The 20,386-nt window shown below is 68.9% G+C and carries 16 protein-coding genes; 2 read left to right on the top strand and 14 right to left on the bottom strand.

Annotated features, from left to right (window positions below; genetic code table 11):
• Window positions 1-129 precede the first annotated feature (129 nt).
• Genes AQI95_RS36055 through cas7g form a run of 4 tightly spaced genes read right to left on the bottom strand, consistent with a single transcriptional unit; the run spans window position 130 to window position 6,800 of the window.
• Window positions 130-1,116: a type I-G CRISPR-associated protein, Cas3-extension family gene (locus AQI95_RS36055; RefSeq protein WP_067134189.1), complete on the bottom strand. Its 987-nt coding sequence runs from the start codon at window positions 1,114-1,116 to the stop codon at window positions 130-132.
• A 5-nt stretch (window positions 1,117-1,121) separates the two neighbouring features.
• A complete protein-coding gene (cas3g, locus tag AQI95_RS36050) occupies window positions 1,122-4,148 on the bottom strand; it encodes a type I-G CRISPR-associated helicase/endonuclease Cas3g (RefSeq protein ID WP_067134187.1) in 3,027 nt (1,008 codons plus the stop codon).
• Window positions 4,145-5,614 (bottom strand): type I-G CRISPR-associated protein Csb2, encoded by a 1,470-nt coding sequence (gene csb2 / locus AQI95_RS36045; protein ID WP_067134185.1) that lies wholly within the window; start codon window positions 5,612-5,614, stop codon window positions 4,145-4,147. The genes cas3g and csb2 overlap by 4 nt, the downstream gene beginning before the upstream one ends.
• Window positions 5,615-5,618: 4 nt before the next feature.
• On the bottom strand, window positions 5,619-6,800 hold the full coding sequence (gene cas7g / locus AQI95_RS36040) for a type I-G CRISPR-associated RAMP protein Csb1/Cas7g (protein ID WP_067134452.1): 1,182 nt from the start codon (window positions 6,798-6,800) through the stop codon (window positions 5,619-5,621).
• 1,012 nt (window positions 6,801-7,812) lie between these two features.
• On the opposite strand from cas7g, the gene AQI95_RS36035 reads away from it, so the two are divergent.
• Window positions 7,813-8,700 carry a DUF5655 domain-containing protein gene (locus AQI95_RS36035; RefSeq protein WP_067134183.1) on the top strand — a complete coding sequence of 296 codons (888 nt, stop codon included), beginning with the start codon at window positions 7,813-7,815 and terminating at the stop codon, window positions 8,698-8,700.
• Window positions 8,701-8,912: 212 nt separating this feature from the next.
• Window positions 8,913-9,752, top strand: coding sequence for a hypothetical protein (locus AQI95_RS36030; protein WP_208614351.1), 840 nt, complete (start codon window positions 8,913-8,915; stop codon window positions 9,750-9,752).
• Here the strand turns inward: AQI95_RS36030 and AQI95_RS36025 are convergent.
• The 10 genes from AQI95_RS36025 to AQI95_RS47560 all read right to left on the bottom strand — a co-directional run bounded on the left by AQI95_RS36025 (window position 9,740) and on the right by AQI95_RS47560 (window position 20,353).
• On the bottom strand, window positions 9,740-10,546 hold the full coding sequence (locus AQI95_RS36025; RefSeq protein WP_079071760.1) for an aldo/keto reductase: 807 nt from the start codon (window positions 10,544-10,546) through the stop codon (window positions 9,740-9,742). The genes AQI95_RS36030 and AQI95_RS36025 overlap by 13 nt on opposite strands.
• Complete coding sequence (locus AQI95_RS36020; RefSeq protein WP_067134181.1) at window positions 10,456-11,667, bottom strand: JmjC domain-containing protein; 1,212 nt, start codon at window positions 11,665-11,667, stop codon at window positions 10,456-10,458. Before AQI95_RS36020 ends, AQI95_RS36025 begins: the two co-directional genes overlap by 91 nt.
• Window positions 11,668-12,210: 543 nt before the next feature.
• A complete protein-coding gene (locus AQI95_RS36010) occupies window positions 12,211-13,572 on the bottom strand; it encodes an SPDY domain-containing protein (protein WP_079071759.1) in 1,362 nt (453 codons plus the stop codon).
• Between the two features lie 54 nt (window positions 13,573-13,626).
• Window positions 13,627-14,745, bottom strand: coding sequence for a DnaB-like helicase N-terminal domain-containing protein (locus AQI95_RS36005; RefSeq protein ID WP_067134177.1), 1,119 nt, complete (start codon window positions 14,743-14,745; stop codon window positions 13,627-13,629).
• Complete coding sequence (locus AQI95_RS36000) at window positions 14,745-16,016, bottom strand: DNA cytosine methyltransferase (protein ID WP_107121854.1); 1,272 nt, start codon at window positions 16,014-16,016, stop codon at window positions 14,745-14,747. The genes AQI95_RS36005 and AQI95_RS36000 overlap by 1 nt, the downstream gene beginning before the upstream one ends.
• A complete protein-coding gene (locus AQI95_RS35995) occupies window positions 16,016-16,888 on the bottom strand; it encodes an adenine nucleotide alpha hydrolase family protein (protein WP_079071758.1) in 873 nt (290 codons plus the stop codon). The genes AQI95_RS36000 and AQI95_RS35995 overlap by 1 nt, the downstream gene beginning before the upstream one ends.
• A gap of 118 nt (window positions 16,889-17,006) precedes the next feature.
• Window positions 17,007-17,846, bottom strand: a complete 840-nt coding sequence (locus AQI95_RS35990; RefSeq protein WP_067134172.1) for a hypothetical protein — start codon at window positions 17,844-17,846, stop codon at window positions 17,007-17,009.
• A 259-nt stretch (window positions 17,847-18,105) separates the two neighbouring features.
• On the bottom strand, window positions 18,106-18,942 hold the full coding sequence (locus AQI95_RS35985; protein ID WP_067134169.1) for a hypothetical protein: 837 nt from the start codon (window positions 18,940-18,942) through the stop codon (window positions 18,106-18,108).
• A gap of 32 nt (window positions 18,943-18,974) precedes the next feature.
• Window positions 18,975-19,571: a hypothetical protein gene (locus AQI95_RS35980; protein ID WP_067134166.1), complete on the bottom strand. Its 597-nt coding sequence runs from the start codon at window positions 19,569-19,571 to the stop codon at window positions 18,975-18,977.
• Between the two features lie 413 nt (window positions 19,572-19,984).
• Window positions 19,985-20,353: a hypothetical protein gene (locus AQI95_RS47560; protein ID WP_067134164.1), complete on the bottom strand. Its 369-nt coding sequence runs from the start codon at window positions 20,351-20,353 to the stop codon at window positions 19,985-19,987.
• Between the last annotated feature and the right edge of the window lie 33 nt (window positions 20,354-20,386).

Here is a 20,386-nt window from a genome sequence, read left to right as displayed (position 1 = left end):
TACTCCGGAGTGTGAGGAATCGAGTGGGCGGCCCACGGGGATGGATGGGGTGTTTTCCGGCATTCGGCTTCGGTGTGCTGTTGGAATTCTCGGCATGCTCGTGGTTCCGAACTCGGGTTTGGTGGTGATTCATGGGTAGGCGCGGTAGCTGAGTTGGAGAGGTCCGTCAGCTTGTGGGAGGCGTGTGCGGGGGGCGGTGTAGATGGCGGTGACGCCGAGGTTGTGGAGTTTGGCTGGGTCGGCGCTTGGGGTGCGTACGAGGGGGTGTTCGAGGAGGGTGGTGATGCTGGTTGTGGTGAGTGGGGGCTGCCAGATGGGCCAGGTGAGTGCGCCGTTGGGGGTGGTGCGGTCCCAGCTGGTGGTCTGGGCGTAGGCGCTGTCGCCGGTGAGGCGGAAGGTGGCGAAGCCGTGGAGGGCGAGCCAGGTGGCTCCGGGTACGCCTTGTTGGGTGGGTTTGCCTTGGCTGACCATGTGGGCGTCGCCGGTTGAGTGGTGGTCGAGGTTGGCGCCGGCGTAGCCGTCGACGCGGCGCCAGGCGGTGAGCGCGGCGTGGAGGTGGGTGGGGTCTTTTCGGCATTCCTCTGCGGCTTTGATCCAGTTGTTGGCCAGGGTCATTTGTCCGCCGCGGCCGAAGAGCGGGGTGCTCGATGTGTAGAGGGCGGGCTGTTTGCCGTGTGGATGGCGGGCTTTGCCGGGGTTCTTCTCGGTGGGGGTGATGCTCAGTTGGTTGACGAGTGCGGCGAACCAGTGGGCGGTGGGGGTGTTGTGCTCGCGCTCGGCCTGGGCGTGGCTGCGCAGGTGGTGTAGAGCGGTGTCGATGGGCATGCGCAGGGCGTCGCTGGGTCCGGTGCGGGGCAGCGAGAGGATGCCGGGAACCAGTGGCAGGGGCTCCTTGGCGGGGTCGTCGGGTAGTTGGGTGTGGAGCAGGTCGGCGAGGTTTTGGTGGGTGAGGGGCTGGTGGGTGTGGAGGACGGCGGGTGCGTCGGGGCCGCGCCAGGACAGCCGGGCGGGTTGGTCGAGGATGGGGGTGGTGAGCTGGATGATGCCCAGGGCGGCGAGGAAGCCAAGGGGGGAGTTGCTGGCCAGGGCGGGCAGTTCGAGTGCGTGGTGGGTCATACGGGTTAGCTGCCTTCCTCGGAGCAGGCCATGTCGGCCAGGCGTACGACGGCTTCGAGCAGGGCCAGGCCCCAGGGGCCGTAGCGGCGGTTGAGGGCGTGGAAGCGGTCGGGGCCGGTCCAGTCGGTGCCCATGGCGGCGCTGTTCACGGTGATGTGCTGCTGGTCGGGCATGAGGCAGGTGACGTCGATGGGGTCGGGGTCGGTCACCGGCGGCAGGAGCGGCCGGGCGTGGCCGTGGTGGGAGGCCACGAGGTGGAGGATGAGGTCGGTGTCCAGGCCCTTGGTGTGGGCGGGGCTGGTGGTGAGCCATCTTTGTACGGCCAGGGCGCTGAGTGCTTCGTGACGCAGCTCGGGGTGCCAGTTGGCCAGACGGGCGGCGCGGCGGCGGCCGGTGCGGTCGGCCGGGTCCATGCCGGATTTGGCCAGGGGCTCGTCGAGTGATTCGGCGAGGAGACGGTCGCCGGCGCACAGCATGCACTGGAAGCGGGGGTGGTGTTTGCCGCAGTCGTGGGCGTGCGCCCCGGTTTCCACGGCCGCCACTAGGGGAGCGGGCAGTTCCAGCCGTACGGCGAAGTCGGCGGCGCGTGCCGCGACGGCCTTGCTGTGCCGGGTCAGTGTGACGGGGCGGGTGAGGGAACTGCCGTCGGCGTCCTCGTCGTTGACGCCGGCGGTGCGCTCGATGCGGTCGCCCTGTGGGCGGGCGGGGACGAGAAGCAGGCGTGATGGGTCGGTGGAGTCGAGGATGGCGTGGCCCGTGCGGGCCGAGCGGCCGTCGGCGGCGGTGTCCCATGCGGTGATGGTTCGGAGCTGGCTGAGGCGCTGGTGCAGTTCGGGGGCGTACGAGCCGGTCGTCGGCTGAGCACAGGCTGCGGCGGGCAGCAGGCTGAGGAGGCGGTCGAGGAGCTGGTGGACGATGTCGGTGACGGACTCGCCGTCCTCGCCGGCCAGCAGCTTCTTGGACGCACGGGTGATGGCTGCCGTGGCTGCGTGGGTGGTGGCTTCGTCGAATCCGCCGAGCAGTGCCAGGGGCTGGGCATCCAGGCGGGTTGGCTCGCTGTCGGTGCGGGGCGGGAAGTCTGCGAGGTCGACGACGGGGGCGCCGGGGGTTCCCGTCCACCCGTAGGCGTCGTGGCCGCTGTAGTGCGAGGGCAGGACGATGGTGCTGCCGGGGCGGATATCGCGGGGGCCGGTTGCGGGGACCCACTGGTTGTCGCGGTCGTCGTAGCGCAGTGCCGGAGCCATCGCCTGGTGCTTCGTGGACGCGCCGGGTATTTCCCCGTCTGGTGTGCCTTCGAGGTCGCTGGTGGTGTCGTCGGCGGTCGGCTGGGTCAGGAAGCGGCGCAGCTGCCGGGCGGGGATGGCGACGGTTTCGCCGGGATGGTGCGGGATTTGGGCCATGCGCGCGGCCCACTGCTCCCAGTTCGGTTGGCCGTCCACGGTCGGGAGGTCGCTGCGCCACAGGACCTGGACGTCTTCGGGCGTGGTGCTCAGGCCGTGGAGGAAGGGCGCGGTCGGCTGGTCGGGCACCGGGGTGGGGCTGGTGCGGGCCCAGGAGTCCAGCAGGGTGCGGTGGAGGACGGGGATGCGCGGTGCGGGCACGTTCAGCGGCGCAGTCTCGATGCCGTCCAGCAGGCCGGGAAGCGTGGTCGGGTTGATGACCAGCCCGTGGCCCAGGCTGTCCCGGAGGGTATCGCCGTCGTGGTCCGCGGGGTTGGTGAGGGGGGTATGGGAGGAGAGCCATTCCCAGGTCGCGTGGGCGGCCGGGCCATAGACCGGGATGTCCTGCGGATCCGGTGCTGCGGCGCGGATCACGATCGCGGGGGCCCAGGGGAAGGCGCCGGTGCGGTCCAGCCGGCCCAGGCGCTGGATCAGCGGAGCAGCCGCTGCGGTCTCGCTGATGAGTCCCGCGAAGGACACATCGACACCGACTTCGACGGTCTGGGTCGCGACGACCACCAGGGGACGGTCTCGGTCGGCGCTGATGCCCTCGAACAACTCGCGCATGTGGCGGCTGTTCAGCAGACGCTCGCGGTCCTGGCCACGGCAGCGGCCGGTCAGCAGGACCACGTCGATCTCGTCGCGGGCCATCAGACGTTGGAAGGCTGCGCGGGCGCTGCGGATGGTGTTGGCGACGACGCCGAGGACGGGCCGGGCCACGAGCGGCAGCATGGCGTCCACGGCCTGTTCGGCGGCCTGCGCGAAGGCGAGCGAGGGATGCTTGGCGAGGGTGCTCGCGTCCCACAGGGTCAGGCGCCGCTGGGCGTTGAGACGAGCTCCCGCGACGGGGTGCTCGCGGTCCCTTTCGCTGATCTGGTGTGGCGGGCGGGCGGGATCAGCAGTGGCGGTGGCGGAGAGGCTGACGACTTGGACGCCACGGCGGGCAAGGTCCGGGTGGGAAGCGGTCTGCTGGTAGGCGGTGGAGTCGGTGGCGGTCGTGAGCAACGGCAGGGCGATGTGCGCCTCGTCCACCGCCAGCAGCGCGTCGGTGCCACACAGGGCCGCATCGATGGGCCGCATCCTGGGGCTGGTGTGATAGCCGCGGAAGAGCAGGCGGCTGCCGTACTGGTCCACGGTCGAGGTGATCACGGCGGGCTGGACGGGGGAGCGCAGCCAGCGCGAGGCCCAGTCCACGCCGCCGCGCATCCGTACGGCTTGAAGCGCGGTACTCTCCCCACTCAGGGTGCGCAGCGTCTGGGCGACGCGGCCCGTGAGGGACTCCTGCGGGGCGTCGGCCAGAGCCTGCTGGAGAGTGCGGGCGTGCTCGTGCGCCTGGTCGACGACCAGACGGCGGTCGACGACGAAGAACAGCCGTAGCGGGACGCTCCGCTCCTGCCCGGTGACGCACTGCCAGGCCAGCAGGAACAGCCAGATGTCGATCAGGCTGGTTTTGCCCAGACCGGTCGGCACATCCAGGTCCAGCCAGTTCCCCGTCTCCCCAGCCTTGTTGAGGTAGTCGCTCTGCCAGGGGAAGGGGTGGTGGCCGTGTACGGCTTCGACGAAGTCGGGAAAGTCCTCAAGAGTGAGGCTCATGCGTCTGCCTTCCGCGGGGCCGTGGGCACGCACAGGCCCAGGCCGAAGTTCTTCTTGCTGCCCAGCACCACCGGCCCCGTGACGGGCTGGGGGAAGGTCAGACGGACATGCCGGACGGGAAGCGGGCGTTCACCGTCCTTGCGACGTACCGCATCAGACCGCAAGGTGGGGGCACCGGGTACGAAGGCACCGGTGCGCAGGACCTCCACCGCATCGGGCGCAGGAAGGCCGGCCAAGCGGCAGCTGGTGGCCACCGAGCCCTCGATGTCACGCCCCCGGGGGAAGTGATCGAGAACCATGGGCAGCGCCGTCGTCCACTGGCGCGAGGCCCGCGTCCACTGTTCCGCCATCACCGACTTGAGGGAGTTCACCGCCGCGTCGCCGGCGCGGACATAGCTCAGCTGCACGGGCCGCTCAAGGCTGGGCAGTTTGAGCTTGCGCAGGCCACCGCCCATGCGCAGCAACACGGCCAGGAGCGCCCTGCGGTGCGCGGGATCCAGGTCGCTGGGCAGCGCGACCGCTATACCGCGCAGTCGGCCATCGGCGTGCGGATGGCCGACGAACGGCAGCCCCAGGTAGGCACAGAGGCGACGCTCGTCCCCCTTCGGCTTGTGGCCGTGGACGGCGACCATGGCCTCGACGTCGTGCCCCGCCTCCGACAGCAAGCCCATCACCTTCTCCCGAAGAGCGCCGGTCGCCTCAACTGTCAGCGCGGGATCCAGAGAGAACCGCGGAGGGAAGGCAAAAGTCATCAAGTCCTCGAACGGGCCCGCCAGCGGCTCCTCGTCCGCTTCCGGCTCGGCGGCGCCCTGGCGGGTGTAGGGGAACGTCCGGTCCTGCTGCCAGGCCGACTCGCCCTGCTCATGCGCCAGACGCAACCGCTGCAAATAGCCCGGATACGGAGCCCGCAGCGATTGCGCCGCGTCTGTCGTGCAACCTCCCGCGCTGGGCTGCCAGATCTCCCTGTCACCGCCACTGCCCTCCGCCATGGAGTGCGCGGCAACGTCGGCGGTGACGAGGGCGTGGCCACCGGCGCGGCCGATGTAGGGCACCGCCCTGGCCAACTCCTCCAGGACAGCGAACACCCCGCGCGGTGGCTCTGACGGCCATTCGAACTCCAGCCGGGACTGAGCCAATGAACGCTGCGGCCACACCTTCGGCTTGCCGCCGCTCGTCCGTCCGGGCAGCACCGCGTGACCGGGCTTGGTCGCCGAGGCGTTAGTCGGCACCCAGGACATCCGCGGGATCTCGGCCTCCATGGTCCGTGCCGGCACCCGCAGAGCAGGAAGGGGCTGCTGCTCCAGCCAGGACAAAGCGGCATCCTGGACGGGGTCGGCTGGATCAGCCACGGACACTAGGGCGCAGAAGATACGGGAGGGGTGCGGGGGCCATTCGGCCCGGCTGCGGTCTAGCGTGGACGCCTGGTAGGAGGAGTCCAGCAGGTCGACAGTGATGCGAAGCGGCACCGGGTCACTCGCTCTCGGCTGCGCCGACCCCGGCGATCAGATACGACTTGTCGATCGCCTGCTGCAAGCTGGAGTTCGGACGCACGACCATCGGGTCGGACGCCCACTGCAGCCCGGCCTCGCGGGCCCTGCCGACCGCGATCGTGAACAGCTCAAGAGCCTCCTGGGGCGTGGAAAGCTCCAGCGGTTCGAGCACCGGGACCCCATCACGGCCCCGCTGCACCCACTCGATGCGTTCCGAGACCAACAGCAGCTCACACCCCGAGCGCAGGTGCAGGGCAGGAGCCGAGAACGCCAGCCGATCCCCCAGCAGCGCGATGGAGGCCACCAACGCCCGGGCAGCGGCCGTCAGTTCCTCGCTCGCATTGCCGAAGCGCAGCGCCGCCAGTTGCGCCAGGCTCAGTGAGGCACTGCGCTGCACCGAGGTCACCGACACCCCGCCGAGGCCCTCTGAAGGAGGAATCATCCCGTGTCCCAGCTCGGACATGCGCGCCGTCTTCACACCCTTCTTCGGCTTCTCGGAGGCGCTGGGAGCCCACCCGGATTCAGTCAGCTCCACCGTGTCGCCCGCCAGGTTGAGCCGATCGACCCGACCAGCTGCCCGGACACCGACCAGCGGCTTGATACCGATCATCTCGGATCGGTAGGCGCGGGGAATCTTCACCTGGATTCGCCGCTTGCGGTGAGAGTCCCATACCCCGTAGGCCAGATCGCTGGGGACCAGAAGCAGATACGCACTCAGGTCACCGGAGCTTGCATCACGCAGCGCGGCGCCCAGCTCCGTCTCGTCGAACTTCGTCCCCGCCTCATCCACCGAGTCACGGAAATACGCATCTCGCGATCGGTGAGGAGCCTCCAGACTCGTCATCCGGACCGGCATGCCGTGCGACTCGGTCACCATCTCCAGGTGCGGGATGAACATCTCTCGTCGCTTCACCGCGTCGAGCAGGGCAGTCTCACACCGATTGGCCTGGGACTGCGGCTGATCCAGCAGAACCACCTGCGTCTCATTGCCGTCCACATAGCGCGGCTCGACCAAATAGCCGGCGGAGTTCGTCTCCTTCGCCTTCACAGTCGGCGGAAACAGCGGCGTACCAACCCCGGCCACCGGCTCGTACTCCGACACGACGCGTATCGCACCGTCCGTCGACCGCAGGCTCGCAGCGGCCAGCAGCCGCTCGTACATGTCCTTCAAGGCGGGGCCTTCCGCTTCGCATGGTGAATGTCCGCGCCCCAGGCGGACGCGAATTCGGTCAGCCGAGCAGGGCAGGCGCCATGGAAGCAGCAGGGAACAGGTAACGCAAAACCGCCTTGTTGGCTGAAAACATGGAATGTCAGTGGCGCTCGGTAAGGTGCCCGCCCAGCCCTTGCCCACTCGCCGACACCCCTTGGCGACCAGTCACCGAACAGTCCGGTGCGGTGGCCGCCCGAGGGCTGGACAGCGCAGGCCAATGGACGGCCACGCCGGGAAAACTACCGCTCATCAACTGGAGCCAGCCGCCATCATCTTGGCTCTGTTTGTGTAGATCCCGATAGCGACGGAGCGACACAGTGACAGCAAGCTGGATGCTTGGTCATGGCGGCGATTTCCGTGACCTGGCGACCCTGTAGTGCGAAACATGCGATCTAAGGCACTAGCGATTTCCGGCCCTGGTTTCGCGTGAGATGTCACACATCTTCATGCGCGGCGACGTGTCGACCAGAATGTTCGTATTGCTGGGCGAGCCTGCTAGTAGGTATGACTGGAGACGTGCCCAACCTGTGTCCGGGAGCCCCAGGATCAGCTGCGTCAGGGGCTCATGGAATGCCAGCCCTGGCCAAGGCGCCGGATGGCTCCCGGGGGAGTGCGGCCCAAAACCACGGGTTACCAGACGGCATCTCCCACGCTGAACGTCTCGGTGGCGTTCCCATCGGACCATTACCTCCGCTGAATGGGCTCGGGAGTCCGGTTCGCCTGAGAGACGGGAAACGGTGGTGACGGCGGTCTTGTGACGCCCTTCCCGATACACCGTCAGGAACGACGATGTCGTCCTTGCGCAGGATACTTCTCGAGTGGGGGCAGCTTCCCTGTGGTCAGCCAGCGCCTTGGCGTCGGCTTGGCGGGCGGACGTGAAGTCCACGAAACGGCCGTCATGGCTACGGAAATATCCCTGCGTCCGATGCTGTTCTCGTGTGGCACCCGAGAACAAGAAGGGGGAGTGGCGGTCCTGAAGCTGTTCACGACAGTAGGCGGTGTCACGGAGGTCAGCGCGCGTCTTGCTGAGGTCGAGGCGGATGTGCAAGACCTCGTCGAGGCGCACATGGAGACGATGCTGGGGGTCAGGTTCCTGGCGAGCGAGTTCGTCATCGACTGTGTCGACGGTGGGCGGATCGACTCGGTGGGTCTCGACGAGAACGGGGCGCCGGTGATCGTCGAGTACAAGCGCGGTACCGACGCGGGCGTGATAAACCAGGGCCTCTATTACATGGCTTGGCTGATGGCCCATAAGGATGCTTTCCAGAACCTGGTCCGCGACCGGCTCGGGGTGACGGCCGCGTCCCAGATCCTGTGGAGCGCACCGCGGCTGATCTGCGTGGCCGGCGACTTCACGCGCTACGACGTCCACGCCGTACGCGAGCACCGGCGCTCGATCGACCTGGTCCGCTACCGGTACTTCGGCAGCGACCACTTCGGTCTTGAGACCGTGGCCTCGGTCGCGGGGCACGCGGCTGAGGCCAAGCGGGTACGTCACCGTGCCGCCGGGACGCCGCCGGTCCGGAAGCAGGGCGGCGCGATGGCCGAGCTGGCCGACGCGGTCGACGAGGCCCTGGTCGGACTCGGGGAGGGCGTCACGCGGGTGCAGCGCAAGCAGTACCGCGCCTATCGACGGCTGCGAAACTTCGCCAGCGTCTGCCTGCCGCAGCAGGCCAAGCTGCTCGTCTACCTCAAGGCCGACCCGAAGGAGGTCGATCTTGTCCCCGGTTTCACCCGGGACGTGACGGGGCTCGGTCACCACGGCACGGGTGACCTGGAGCTGCAGCTGCGTTCGGAGCGGGACCTGGAGCGTGCTGGAGACCTGCTCCGCCTCAGCTACGCCGCGGCATAGAGACCTCTCGCTGGCGCACTGGCCCCGGCTGCATGTGGAGTTGTGGACTGTCGTGGTGATGCTGCCTTTCGACGTGGCGGGCAGGGGATGGCGGTGGACCACTAATGGTGCGGAGGATCCCCGGTTTCGGTGACCGGGGATCCTCCGCTACCTTGCCGCCCCACGTGTGAAGGGCCGGACTGCTGCGGCTCGGGCTTGGTACGTTCTGGGGCATGACGCTGCGTTCGGTGGATCTGCGTAAAGAGCCTGTGGAAGCCGTACTGGACCGTGTCGAGCGAATGCTGCGGGTGCGCCTTGACCGCGAGACTGTGGTGCGTAAGCGCCGGTCTGTGGGGGCGCGTACCGACCGCGATACGTGGGTGCGCATCGAGCGGCGTGGGCTCGACCGGATCGGGGTTCAGGGCGGAGACGGCACCGCGTCCGCGGAGGCCCTGCGGGGGATCGCGAAGCCGGCCTGGCTCGCCGGCGTTGCGTGGCGGGACGAGGCGGAGCCGGTGATGTGGCGGGCGGACGAGACGGGACTGCTGCCGGGTGCACCAGTGGGGAGCGCCGTGGTGGCGGAGGACCCGAGACTGACCGAGGAGTGGTGGGCTTCGCTGAGCGCTTCACTGGAGGCCCTCGCCGCGCAGCACACGAACCGGATCGCGACACCGGATACCGAGACCCTCACACAGGAACTGATCACGGGAACGATCCACAGTGTCTTCCCCGGCGTGGATACGGCGGTGGCCGATTGGCGCCCGGCTCATGCGGATCTCAACTGGGCGAATGTGACCGCGCCGGTGTTCTGCGTGTTCGACTGGGAGGACTGGGGCATGGCGCCGCGCGGCCTGGATGCGGCAAATCTGTGGGGGGCCTCTCTTGCTGTCCCGGCTCTGGCCGACCGCGTCCGCCGGGAGCGGTGCAGCGATCTGGCGAGCCGGGATGGCAAGCTGATGTCCCTGTTCGTCGCCGCGAAGATCCTTGGTCCCTACTCTGATCCGGAGGACCCTCGCCTCGTCCCTGCGCGGAAGACGGCGGAGCAGTTGCTGCAGGAGCTTCAGGCTAGCTGACGGGCTTTGAGGAGCTGCCTGTACTCATGGACGACGTACTCGTCGACCTCGTACGCCACGGCTTCAGTCAGCTCGCGCAGGTGGCCGACGTTGTCCGTGCCGACCGCGACCGCGTCAACCCGGGGCAGGCCGTAGGCGGAGCGGAACGCTGCCTGGATCTTCGTGACCGGCGCGGCTTTCCGCAGGAAGACCCCTGGATCGAACCGCTCCCACACCTCCTGGGCTGTATTTCCGCCGAAAGGGCTCATGCCCCAGACCTGCGACGGTCGCCACCGCGTTGCCAGGGCCTCGGCTGCTTCGAGGACGTCGACTCCGACCAGTAGCCCCGCCCGGACCATGAGGACATCAGGGCACGGCACGTCGGAGTCCATGAGCGGGCGTGGATCCCAGGTTGAGACGCCCCAGGAACGGCAGAGCCCCGCTCGTGCAGTGTCGGCAAGGGCTGCGCACGCCGGTCCAAGCCTTCCGGTGTCGGATGTCGAGTGCTCCGGGTTGTGGAGGAACACCAGATCAGGCTCGTGTCCGAGGTCCTTGACTGCCTGCTCGACGGCGATCCGCAGTCGGGTGGGATCGAGGCTGTGCCCCTCGGGGAAGAAACCGACCTTGGTGGAGACCGAAAATCTTGGCAGCAGGTCGCCGGCCGTGGTCTTCAGGATCTCGTGGGAGCGATGGCGAAGGTAGTTGGACGCGGTGTCGAGGTGTGTTATGCCGAGGTCGGCGGCTGCTTCGAGAAGGTCACGGGTGTGACCAGATCGGTGTAGCCCGAGGACGATTCGCCCGTCAGAGGTTCGCACAGCCCCTCCGTGATCAGTAGGTCGGTCAGAGTGGTGATGTCCTCGGATGCTCCGGCGAGGAAGACCGGGTGGCCCGACAGGAGCGTCCGGAGGCCCGGTTCTGCGCGCTCGTGGAAGGTCAGTCGCTTGCCGCCACCGCAGACTTGGACCGTGTCACCGGATCGGACGATGGATGGCGCGAACTCGGTGACGGCCGCGACTCGATCCGGCCGGCCGAAGGCGGCCACGTGAGGCAGGTGGCGTGCGGGTGGGGTACTGGACCTCAGTTCGTCCAGGTACCGCTCGGGGCTGTAGCTGGTGGCCAGGGCGCTGAGCTTGCCGGTCAGCACCTTGTGCGTGGCTCCTTCCACGCCCTCCAGATTCTGGCGGAATGCCTCATCGGCGCGGACCGCGTCGGAGAGGAAGTTGGCCCACGTGACGCCGGTCCGTCTGGTGAACCCGAACGTCACATGCAGCGAGTGGCCACCGCTTCCGGAGCCGAGGCGGGTGGCGGTGTGCCAGAAGCCGCGGGGGATGTGCATGACGTCGCCGGCCCGCATGGTGCCCTTCCACAGAACTTCCTCCGAGGGCGTCCGGTTGCGTTCCGCGTCGCGGTACATCGGTGCCCGCCGGGACGGGCCGCGCACCTCCCATGATTTCTCGCCCGAGATCTGTACGGCGATGACCTCGTGATCATCCCAGTGCAGATGGAATCCGTCGGTTTCCCCGACGGCGAGGTAGGCGTTCGCGGAGGTCAGTTCGCCCGACCACCAGCCCAGGGCTCGGCAGGCGACTTCCAGTGTCGGGTCGAAGAAGTCCACATGGTCCAGGACAACGGTGCCGCCCTCGTTGAGGATCCGTCCGAGAGCCGCCATGTCGGCCTGGCTCACGGCCTGCCTGCGTCGGTTGACGTTGGTGGACAGGAACGTGGACGGGTGTATTTCGTCGCCCTGGGCGTAGCAGCGCAGCTGCGGATTCGCCAGGTGGCGATGCTTGATCAGATCCAGCAGCTTGTGAGGGGTCAACAGCCGTGCGGGCAGCTCCGGGTCCGTGAGACGGCCGCGTGCGAACGCGGTCCCCACGGAACCCGGCCCGTCCCAGCCGAGAGCCTTCTCGATGTGGGCGACGAGCCGGTGCTCCATGGATTCCCCTTACTCCTTCGGGAGGTTCAGGTCGCGGTTGTCGCCGTCATCGCCAGCACTGTTCTGCGAGCTGGTGATGTCGGACCGCTCGGACTCGCTGCGGTCGTGCGCGGTCGCCAGCTCCTCCACGGCGATCAGAAGCGCGGGGCTGGTCCAGAGCGAGATTCGGACGGGTGTGCGATGGCGTGGTGATGTGGTCTCGCTTGCCGGTGGCACAGCAGGTTGGCCGTGCAGCACAGTCGCTCTGCGGCTCTCGGGGCCTGCGAAGGGGTCGTGTCCCTCGTCGTGGTGTAGTCGATCACGGGCTGTCGGCTCCGCTTCGGAGCCGTCCTGTACCTGCTACTGACGGCCTGCCTGGCGATCGCCGCTGGTCCGGGGCCCGGTAGGCCCCAACAGCGCTTCCGGTAAGGGAAATTCGAGCCGAGACCTGGGAATGCCGCTGCCTTGATCGGCTACACCACGAGCAGGGACACTGCTCTGCGAAGATGGTTGGGCCGCAGGCAAACCATGCTGCCCGGGTCGGTGCGCGACTGCTGGAACGGGTCACCGTCCCCTCGCCGAACCGGCGCGTGGTGTCGGCTGCGCGCGGATGTCGGTACGGCACGCGGCGTTCAGCCCCCTGGGCCGGGCCGCAACCGGCTTCGGCGCGAACCCATTGGCCACCTCGAAGGCCACGTCCTGCAGCACGGAGGCTGCGGCGCGGGGCGAGAAGTGGAGCGCCCATCCGGGAGTGCCGGCGTCGTCGCCTCCCCAGAACGTCCAGGTGGGCAGAGCGCTGTGATGGGAGTGGGCGGCGAAGGCGTCGAACTGGACACCAGCGGGGAGGTCTCCTGGGGCCTGCCAGCGGATCCAGCGGCCTTCGACGGTGTGCTCCCAGCCCGCGTCCGCCAACGGGCGGGTGGCCTCGCCGATGGCCGCTTCCGAGACCTGGCTGCCTGCCGCAATCTCTGCTGCGTCGGCGGAGGCGAGACTGTCGAGGAGTACGCGCATGATCTCGACGGGGACCGTGGTGGTCGCGGTGGCGTGCCACAGGCGCTCGCCGACCGGGCTTTCGTACGCGGCGATCCTCCACTGGGGTTCGTCGGGGTCGGCCTCGTGGATGAACTCGGCGCGCAGGACGAGGGATTCGTGGACGGCGTGGGTGGTCTCGTCCGACCAGGTGCGCCACCTTCCCCACTCTCTGTGCGACTCGAGGAAGTCGTTCAGGAGTGCTTCGTGGTCGTCGGTCACGGCAGCGTGCACCTCTACGGGCTCGGCCGCCGGCAGGGCCGGGTTGGCGTCGGCTGTATCCGGCGACGAGGTGCGTGCTTGCTCGGCGTAGCGTTCGGTGCTGGTGGCCGGGGCGGGGCCGGGGCGTACGGCGCCACCGTAGAGGCGCTCGAACTCGGCGATGGCCGCAACGGGGTTGTCGTACCGGGCCGTCTCCGTGCGCAGATGGTTTTCACCGTGGAGGTGGATGCTCGGGCCGTCGCGGTAGGTGCCGACCGCGACGGTGGTCCACTCGTCGTGGGCGTGAGCGTGGATGATCAGACGGCCGTGACGGATGGCGTCGTAGATCCGCTGGGCGTCGTTGGAAACCTCGCGGATCTCCTCGCGTGAGCACCAGGGCATGGGGTAGTTGGCCCAGGTCCATTCGGTGTCGATCTCTTCGCGCAGCTTGGGCGTGATGTCCACGGCGATGCCCTCGGCACGCAGGGCGCGTGCGGCCAGGCCGGCGTAGTGCGGTTCCTCGCAGTCGATGCGTGCCATGACCATCGTCGTGGCGTCGACAGGCTCAAAGCCGTGGATGGCCAGCAGGGCTTGCACGATGCGGTTGTTGGTGCCCGTGATGGTGGCGGTGACGGCACCGGGGCGACCGTGGAGCAGGTCGAGGCGAAGGCGCAGGTCTTCTTCGGGGTGCGGCAATCTGTTCTCGTTTCGCGGCTCCGGCCGACACAGGGCCGGCCGGAGCAGGTGGGTCTACCGGAGGGCTCGTGCGCCGGCTGCGACGGCTCGCGGTGGTGGGCCGGCGCGGGAGACTGCCGGGCTGTGTCCTGCGCGAGGTGCCGGCAGCGTAGGGGCAGTGCTGCGCTGCCATCGGGTTCGCAGTGCAGTGAGGCCGGCCAGGGCACGACGGCTGCCGGTGATCAGCTGGTGCGGCGTGTTGGCCGGGTCCTGGGCATAGGCGGTGATTCGAGTGGCGACGTCGAATGCGCGGGCCAGCAGGGCGCGTTGAAGGACGCGTTCACCCCAGTGTTCGGGGGAGCCTGCGGGTGTGGAGACCAGGGCGATGAGGTCGCTGGGGGCGAGGCTGCCGGTGAGCAGTCCGCGGTGTTGGGCTTCCCAGAGCACGGTGACAGGGTCCACCGGCTCCCCGTTGTGGACCAGGGCGGTCAGGCACTGCCACACCGTGACGTGCAGGGGCAGCGTGAAGTCGTCGGGCTGCAGCCAGCGCATGTTCTTCAGCTCTGCCGGGTGCGCGGTGGCCGTGGCCAGTAGGAGTCGCTCCTCGTCGAGGGCTTCCTCGCTGCCCTGCTGGGCCGCGACGGGAGCGGTCGGCGTGCGGGGCAGGGAGCCGGGGTGTGGGGCGAACTGGCTGGCGAGGTCGTCCAGGACGCGGCCGAGGGCGTCGGCTTGGACGAGGGTGGCGGCAGCGGGGTCTGGTCGGGTGGTGTCGGTGGCGGTGAGTGCGAGGCGTTCGGCGTGCAGCCGCAGGGTGCGGCGGGCGTGGTCGGCGCGGATCATCCGGGCGTACGCGGCGACGTGCTTTGACTGCGGGCAGAACTGGATGAGGCCGTGGACGTAGGAGGCGCTCAGGCCCCGGGCGTGGGGCTGGGAGTGTTCCAGCACCTTGTTGAGCCAGGCGGTGTCCTTCGCGTGATCGGCGGGGTCGGGCGCCGGGAGGGTGCGGATCGCGGTGAACAGGGCCGCGTGGTTGTGGTTGTCGAAGTGGCCGGCGGTCAGGGTGCCGGTGTCGGCCAGACCCCGGGGCTCGAGGAGGAGAGCACCGAGGAGGGCTTGTTCGGCGTAATACACGGGCTGGGGAGCCTGCACACGGTCCAGATCGTCGTCCTCGGGGGTATCGGGTGTGTGGGGCATCAGGCGGCGAGGGCGAAGTCCCCGGGATTGAAGGGCTTGTTGAGGTGCGGGGCGAGCAGGTGGGCGGCCAGACGTGGAGGCACGGCGTTGCCGATCTGGGAGAAGACCTGGCTCTTGTTCCCCTGCCAGGGGTAGTCGGCGGGGAAACTCTGGAGGATGCCTGCCTCCCTGGCGGTGATCCGGATCGGCTCTGGCACCGCCGGCTGCTCGCCCTCCATGTTGTCGGCGGTGGCATTGGCGACCCAGGTGCATTCGTTGGCCCGGTGGCCGAAGAACAGCGTCCCGGCCGGCTCGGACAACGGTCGGACGGTGGCGTTGGTCTGGTTGTTGCTGCGCAGCGACCACATCCAGCGGGGCGTATCGGGGGTGAACGCCGTTGCCGCATCGCTTGGCGGGCGTATCTCGCGGGTGCCGTGGCGCGCGGCTGGGCCGGAGCTGTCACGGCGCAAGGCCGGGACGCCGTCGGTGTCGTTGCGTGGCGACCAGGTGCCGCGGGTGCGGGCGTCGGAGAGGGTCTTGCGGGAGCCGGAGGGGAAGGGTTCGGGGCCGCCGCCCGGTCCTCCGCCGGCGCACACGGTGGGCACGGGCCGGTCGGTGGCGCCCCAGCCGAGGGCTTCGGCCATGGACACCCACCGGGCGCGGCCCGGCCCGAACAGGCTCTCCGGCTCGGCGACTTGGGCATGTGTGGGCGACGGGGGTGCGGCGGTGCGTACGCGGGAGGCGAGCAGGATCGCCCGCCGCCGGGTCTGCGGAACGCCGTAGTCGGCCGCGTTGAGGACGCCGGTCCACACCGAGAAGCCCCAGGCGCGCAGGATGGCCGCGTACTGCCGCCACAGGGGCAGGACGTCGGGTACCTCTTCCATGGCCACCCACTCGGGCTCGCCGACTGTGTTCAGGGCGTGCAGGTAGCGCATGGGCTCGGCCGCCAGCAGGGACCGTACGTCGCGGCAGGCCGTCAGCAGTGCTTCGCGGGTGTCGTGGCCGGCGGCGAGGTCGGCGACGGCCTGGTGGACGAGTGGCTGGTCGACCAGCCCGAGGCGCTTGCCGGCTATGCTCCACGCTTGGCAGGGGGGACTGGCGATGAATCCGCGGGTCCTGCCGATGAACGGCCGGACTGGGTACATCGCCACATCGGTCCGAATCGTCAACTGGCCTTGTGCGGCACGGGTCTTGCAGGCCCACTCGTCCCATTCCAGGCCGATGTCCCGCACGCCGAGCACGGCCAGTGCGTGGCTCCAGCCACCGGGACCCGCGAACAGATCCAGCGTAATCAGGAGGCGAGTCCAAAATCGTCCTGCGCCAGCAGGACGTCACCGCGGCAGGCCCAGGGAGAGCAGCCGTCCGCCACACCGCCCTCCAGCTCCTCCACCGTGGTGGTGCCGTCGTTGAATTCTTCCTGGCGTGCAGCCCATTCGGCGGCCGTGACATGGTCGATGGGGGCCTGGCCGAGGGGGACACGGGAGCGGTGCAGGAACGCCTGCCCGAGCAGCCGGTTCCCGGCAGCGTTCGCGCGGGCGTTGCCCTGCCGGATCGCCGCATCGAACGCGACCACGTCCACCCATTCCTGCGGGCTCGTGTCCCGGATATGCCGCCACTGGGCGTTCCCGTGAAATGGGCAGCCCAGGCAACTTGATTTCGGCGTATCCGCCAGGCCGATAGAAGTCAGGTAGCGTACGCAGTCAGCACGGGACCAGTCGAGATCGATGAGAGGGTGCCGGTTGCGCATGTACTTGACGTCTGCATCCTTGGCCCGATGGAATTCATCGGTAGAGATCCCCACCCACTGCTCGACGAACACCCCCTTCGGGATGCGCGACGGGTAGGGGTATCCGAGGAGTTCCCGAACCTTCTTTTTGATCGGCTTAATTTTATACTCCCCGGTACACTGACGCCTGGTCATGCCCTGTTTCCCGTCCCTATTCAGGACGTAGAGAGGCATGGACGCGAAGCGGTGATCGGGGTCAAGCGCGTCGTTTCTGATGTTGCCTGCAGACACGCGTAGCACGGGTATGCCGGCCGGTTTGGCTATTTCCTCTTCGAGGCGGTCGAGATGGGTATAGACGGCGGCCGGTTCCCAGCCGGTGTCAGCGAAAATGGCGTAGTCGACCTTCGGGAGTATTCCCTCGGCGGACAATGCCAGCATGGCGCTGGACTGAATACCGGCGCCTAGCGAAATACATTTAAGCGTGGGTGGGGCGGGAATGTCGCTTCCTTGTGTGAGCAGGGTACGGGAGGGCGGCTTCGACGGCCCTGTGGCGCTGTCAGCGCCGTGCGCGAGGGGCGCTGGCAGCGCTGGGGGCGGAGCCGGCTGTTCTGGGCAACAGGCTGATCTGCGGGGGCGGTTCGATGAGGGCGCCGACGGTGGAGATGCCGTGGGCGGTCAGGCGGGCGCGGGCGCGTGGCAGGCCACCGCGGTACGCGGGCGGCGCGGACGAGGGCTCGCGGGTGATGAGGTCCTGGGCTTCCAGCCGGCGCAGCCTTTCGATTCCTACGACCACGGTGTGCCAGTAGACGTGTTCCCTGCCGAGGTCCTCGGCGACGGTGATGTGCCCGCGGGCGACTTCGAGCAGGGCACCGCACAGGGCGGGGTCGAGGTCGTGCGTGGGGGCGCGGGTGCCACTTCGGCAGCGCATCTCGCCGGCGATGTGGCTGGCGCAGTCGACGGCTGCGCCGGGAGCGAGTCCGGTGAGTTCACGGGCCACCTGTACGTACTGGCCGACACCGCGATGAGGATCCAGGTGTTCGGGCTCCGCGCCGGTTCCGGGCAGGGCTTCCTGCGCGGCGGCGAGGTAGCGGGTGGCGCCGCCGCTGAGGTAGGCGAGCTGTTTCAGGCGCACGACGGTGTTGGCCACCGTGTCGCAGGGGCGCAGGCGTTGGGCCTTGACCGCGTTGACGGCCGTGAGAGTCTCGCGCTCCAGCCGCTGGGCCGACGTGGTGTGCGCGCTGGGGTCGGCGTACGGGCGGCGGCCGATGAGAAGAGCGTCGAGCTGGTCATTGTGCCGGGTGTAGAGGTCGGCGAGGGCCAGGAGCCGTTCCACGGGCGTCGGCGGCGCGGGCACGTCCACCTCGAACAGGAGGGCGTCGTCGGGCGGTGTCGTCATCGGCAGGAGACTTCGCAATGAAGCGAACGGGTCGAAAGCTTGCGGACACCTACGGCGTGCCGGCCCGTGGCCGGTGTGAAGCCGGAGGTGAGGCTGTGACGGGCACTGCCCGGCACGAGGCGGCCCCTCGTATCGTCGTGCTCGTGGTGCAGGCCGAATGGGTGGATCAGCCCTGCGGGCACGTCACCGGGACGGTCGAGTCCGCTGCCGGCCAGGTGGCGCGGCAGGGTGAGGGGGCGGTCGGCGGGGGCGAAGCTGGTCATCGCCTGTGTCCCGCCGGCTGCTGTGCTGCGAGGGGTACCGCCGATGGTGCGCGGGCGGAGACTTTGGCCGGTTTGTGCTGGGCCAGGGCGCGTCGGCCTTCGGCGGTGGCCTCAAGGCGTTGGCCCACGAGCTGGGGCGTCGTGGCGTCCACCGTGACCAGTCCCCGTTTGATCAGAGCGTTGAGGGTGGCGAGGTTGATGCTGGCTCCGACATTGTCCGAGGCCGATTGCGATCCCCTGCGGAGGGATTGGTAGAGAGCGCCGCCACCGGTGGACAGCCGTGCGAGAACGGCTGCCTGGCTGTCTGTGATTTTCGGCGTTGCGACGGTCTGGCTGCGTTCGGCGTGCTGTTCCATGTCGCGGGTGATGCCGCTGGCGAGGTAGTAGCAGCCGGTGTAGGCGAGGTCGAGCTGGTGGATCGCGTCGGCGAGGTGCCCCGCCATCACAGGTGCCGCCTCTTTGTGCCGTGCCGCACGCACTGCGTCGTCGTCGGCGGGCGGGCCGGGGAACGCGGCGCCCTCCAGTGGGTTGGCCTCCAGCGCGGCGGACAGGTCGCAGGAGGCGATGCTGGCGGAGTAGACGACGGAGGCGAGGAGTTCCAGGGCGGGGCGGCTGCCGGGGACGGCGGTGTACTGGCTGCCGTCGAGCGCGGCCAGGCGCTCCATCGCCTGCCCGGCCAGGCCGTTGACCGCCGTGATCTGGGGCACGAGCTGCCGGAGGGCGTCTGTGCCGGGGCTGAGGGTGAGCGAGCGGGCGGTGCTGTGCGCATCCTGGAAGTCGCTGCCGAGCTGTCGCAGGCGGGCGACCTCGGCCTTCAGGTCGATCTGATGCATGGTGCTGTTCCGGGTGAAGGGGGAAGCGGTGGTCAGCGGCGGCGCCGTTGCGTCTGCTCCGGGGAGGGCGGGGCGGGCGCGGAAGAGCTGCGGGATGGCGCTGGTGGAATGTCCCGGAGGGTGGGGATGCCGAGGTTGACGCGGACCCTGACACCGAGCGTGTAGAGGTGGGTCTCGGCACGGACCACCGCGTTCACGGCGTCGGCTTCGCCGAGCCCGGCAGGCAGTGCGTACTCCCGCGTCGTTCCGGTGGGGGTGAAGCCGTGCTGGACGAGGACGGCGCCAGCGCGGTCTGTGACCGCGGCGGCGGTGACCGTGCTGTTGTGGAAGCGGATGGTCGCTTCGGGCTCGGAGGTTGTGGTGCTGGGGTGGAGCGTGCTCCAGGCGAGGTCGACGAGGTCCATGGTGTGGGCCATGAGTCCGTAGACGGCGATGCCGGCGCATTCGTGAGCGTCCTGGGCGGTCTCGGGCGGGAGGAGGTAGAGGGTGCGCCCCTGATGCCGGTGGACGGTGAATCCGGCGCCGGTAAGGATGCGGTGGGCGCCGCGGATGGAGCGGTTGAGGAGGACGAAGGTGAATCCGTCGTCGGTCGAGCCGACGAAGACATCGTGGTGGTCGGTGACGGCCATGGCGTTCCGGGAGGTCGGGTCAGCGGCGGGCAGAGGCTTGCGCGATCAGGCTGATCTTGCGATGGGTGTCAGGGTCTAGATCGATGGACGGGGCAGCGGGTGGACGTGATGCCATATCGAGTTGGACTTCCGTTAGGTAGTGGGGGAGGAGTCGGGGCCGGGAGCGGCGAGCGGGCCGTCAGCGCCTGGCAGGAGCGGGAGGCTTCGGCGCTGGCCCTGCCACTGCCGTGGTGGCCGGCGGGGCCGTTGAGGCAGCGGACGTCTTCTCCGAGTCGCCGGACAGGGCACGGGCGATGAGCTGCTGGCCCTCGGTTCGTGCCGCGGCTGAAGCCAGCCGGCGAGAGAGCTGGTGTGCCAGAGCGCGGTACGTCGTGGCGGCCCGTCTCATTCCGTCACCGGCCCGCCGGAGCTGGTCACGGCTGGTCTCGGGTGTGGGGCGGGCGTCCGTACGCAGCAGGAACTGGGTGTGGTGGTGCATGGTGGTGCATGGCCAGGCTGCACAACGTGGCAGCCAGCGAGACCTGGGAACAGGCGCAGGCGAGGTGAGCCAGGTTTTGCCGGCCGTTCGTCATGATGGCGTACTGGCTGGCGGACAGCTCGTGGAACTGATGTGTGGGCTGCATCGTCAGCTGCTGCACACGCAGGCCGACGGGCGCGATCTCGCGGACCGGCTTGGCGATGTCGCCCTCCCGGACCCGCTCCACGTCCTCGCACACATGGTGCAACTCGGGGACACCTTGGCCGAGGAGACGGGTGTGCTCGGCCAAGTCGATGGTCTGCAATGCAACTCCGAACCAGGCGATCAGACATGGGCG

Origin of the sequence: Streptomyces yokosukanensis (assembly GCF_001514035.1) — a bacterium.
Lineage (GTDB): Bacteria > Actinomycetota > Actinomycetes > Streptomycetales > Streptomycetaceae > Streptomyces > Streptomyces yokosukanensis.
Note: the sequence above shows the minus strand (reverse complement) of the source record. Positions and strands in the feature narration are given on the sequence as shown.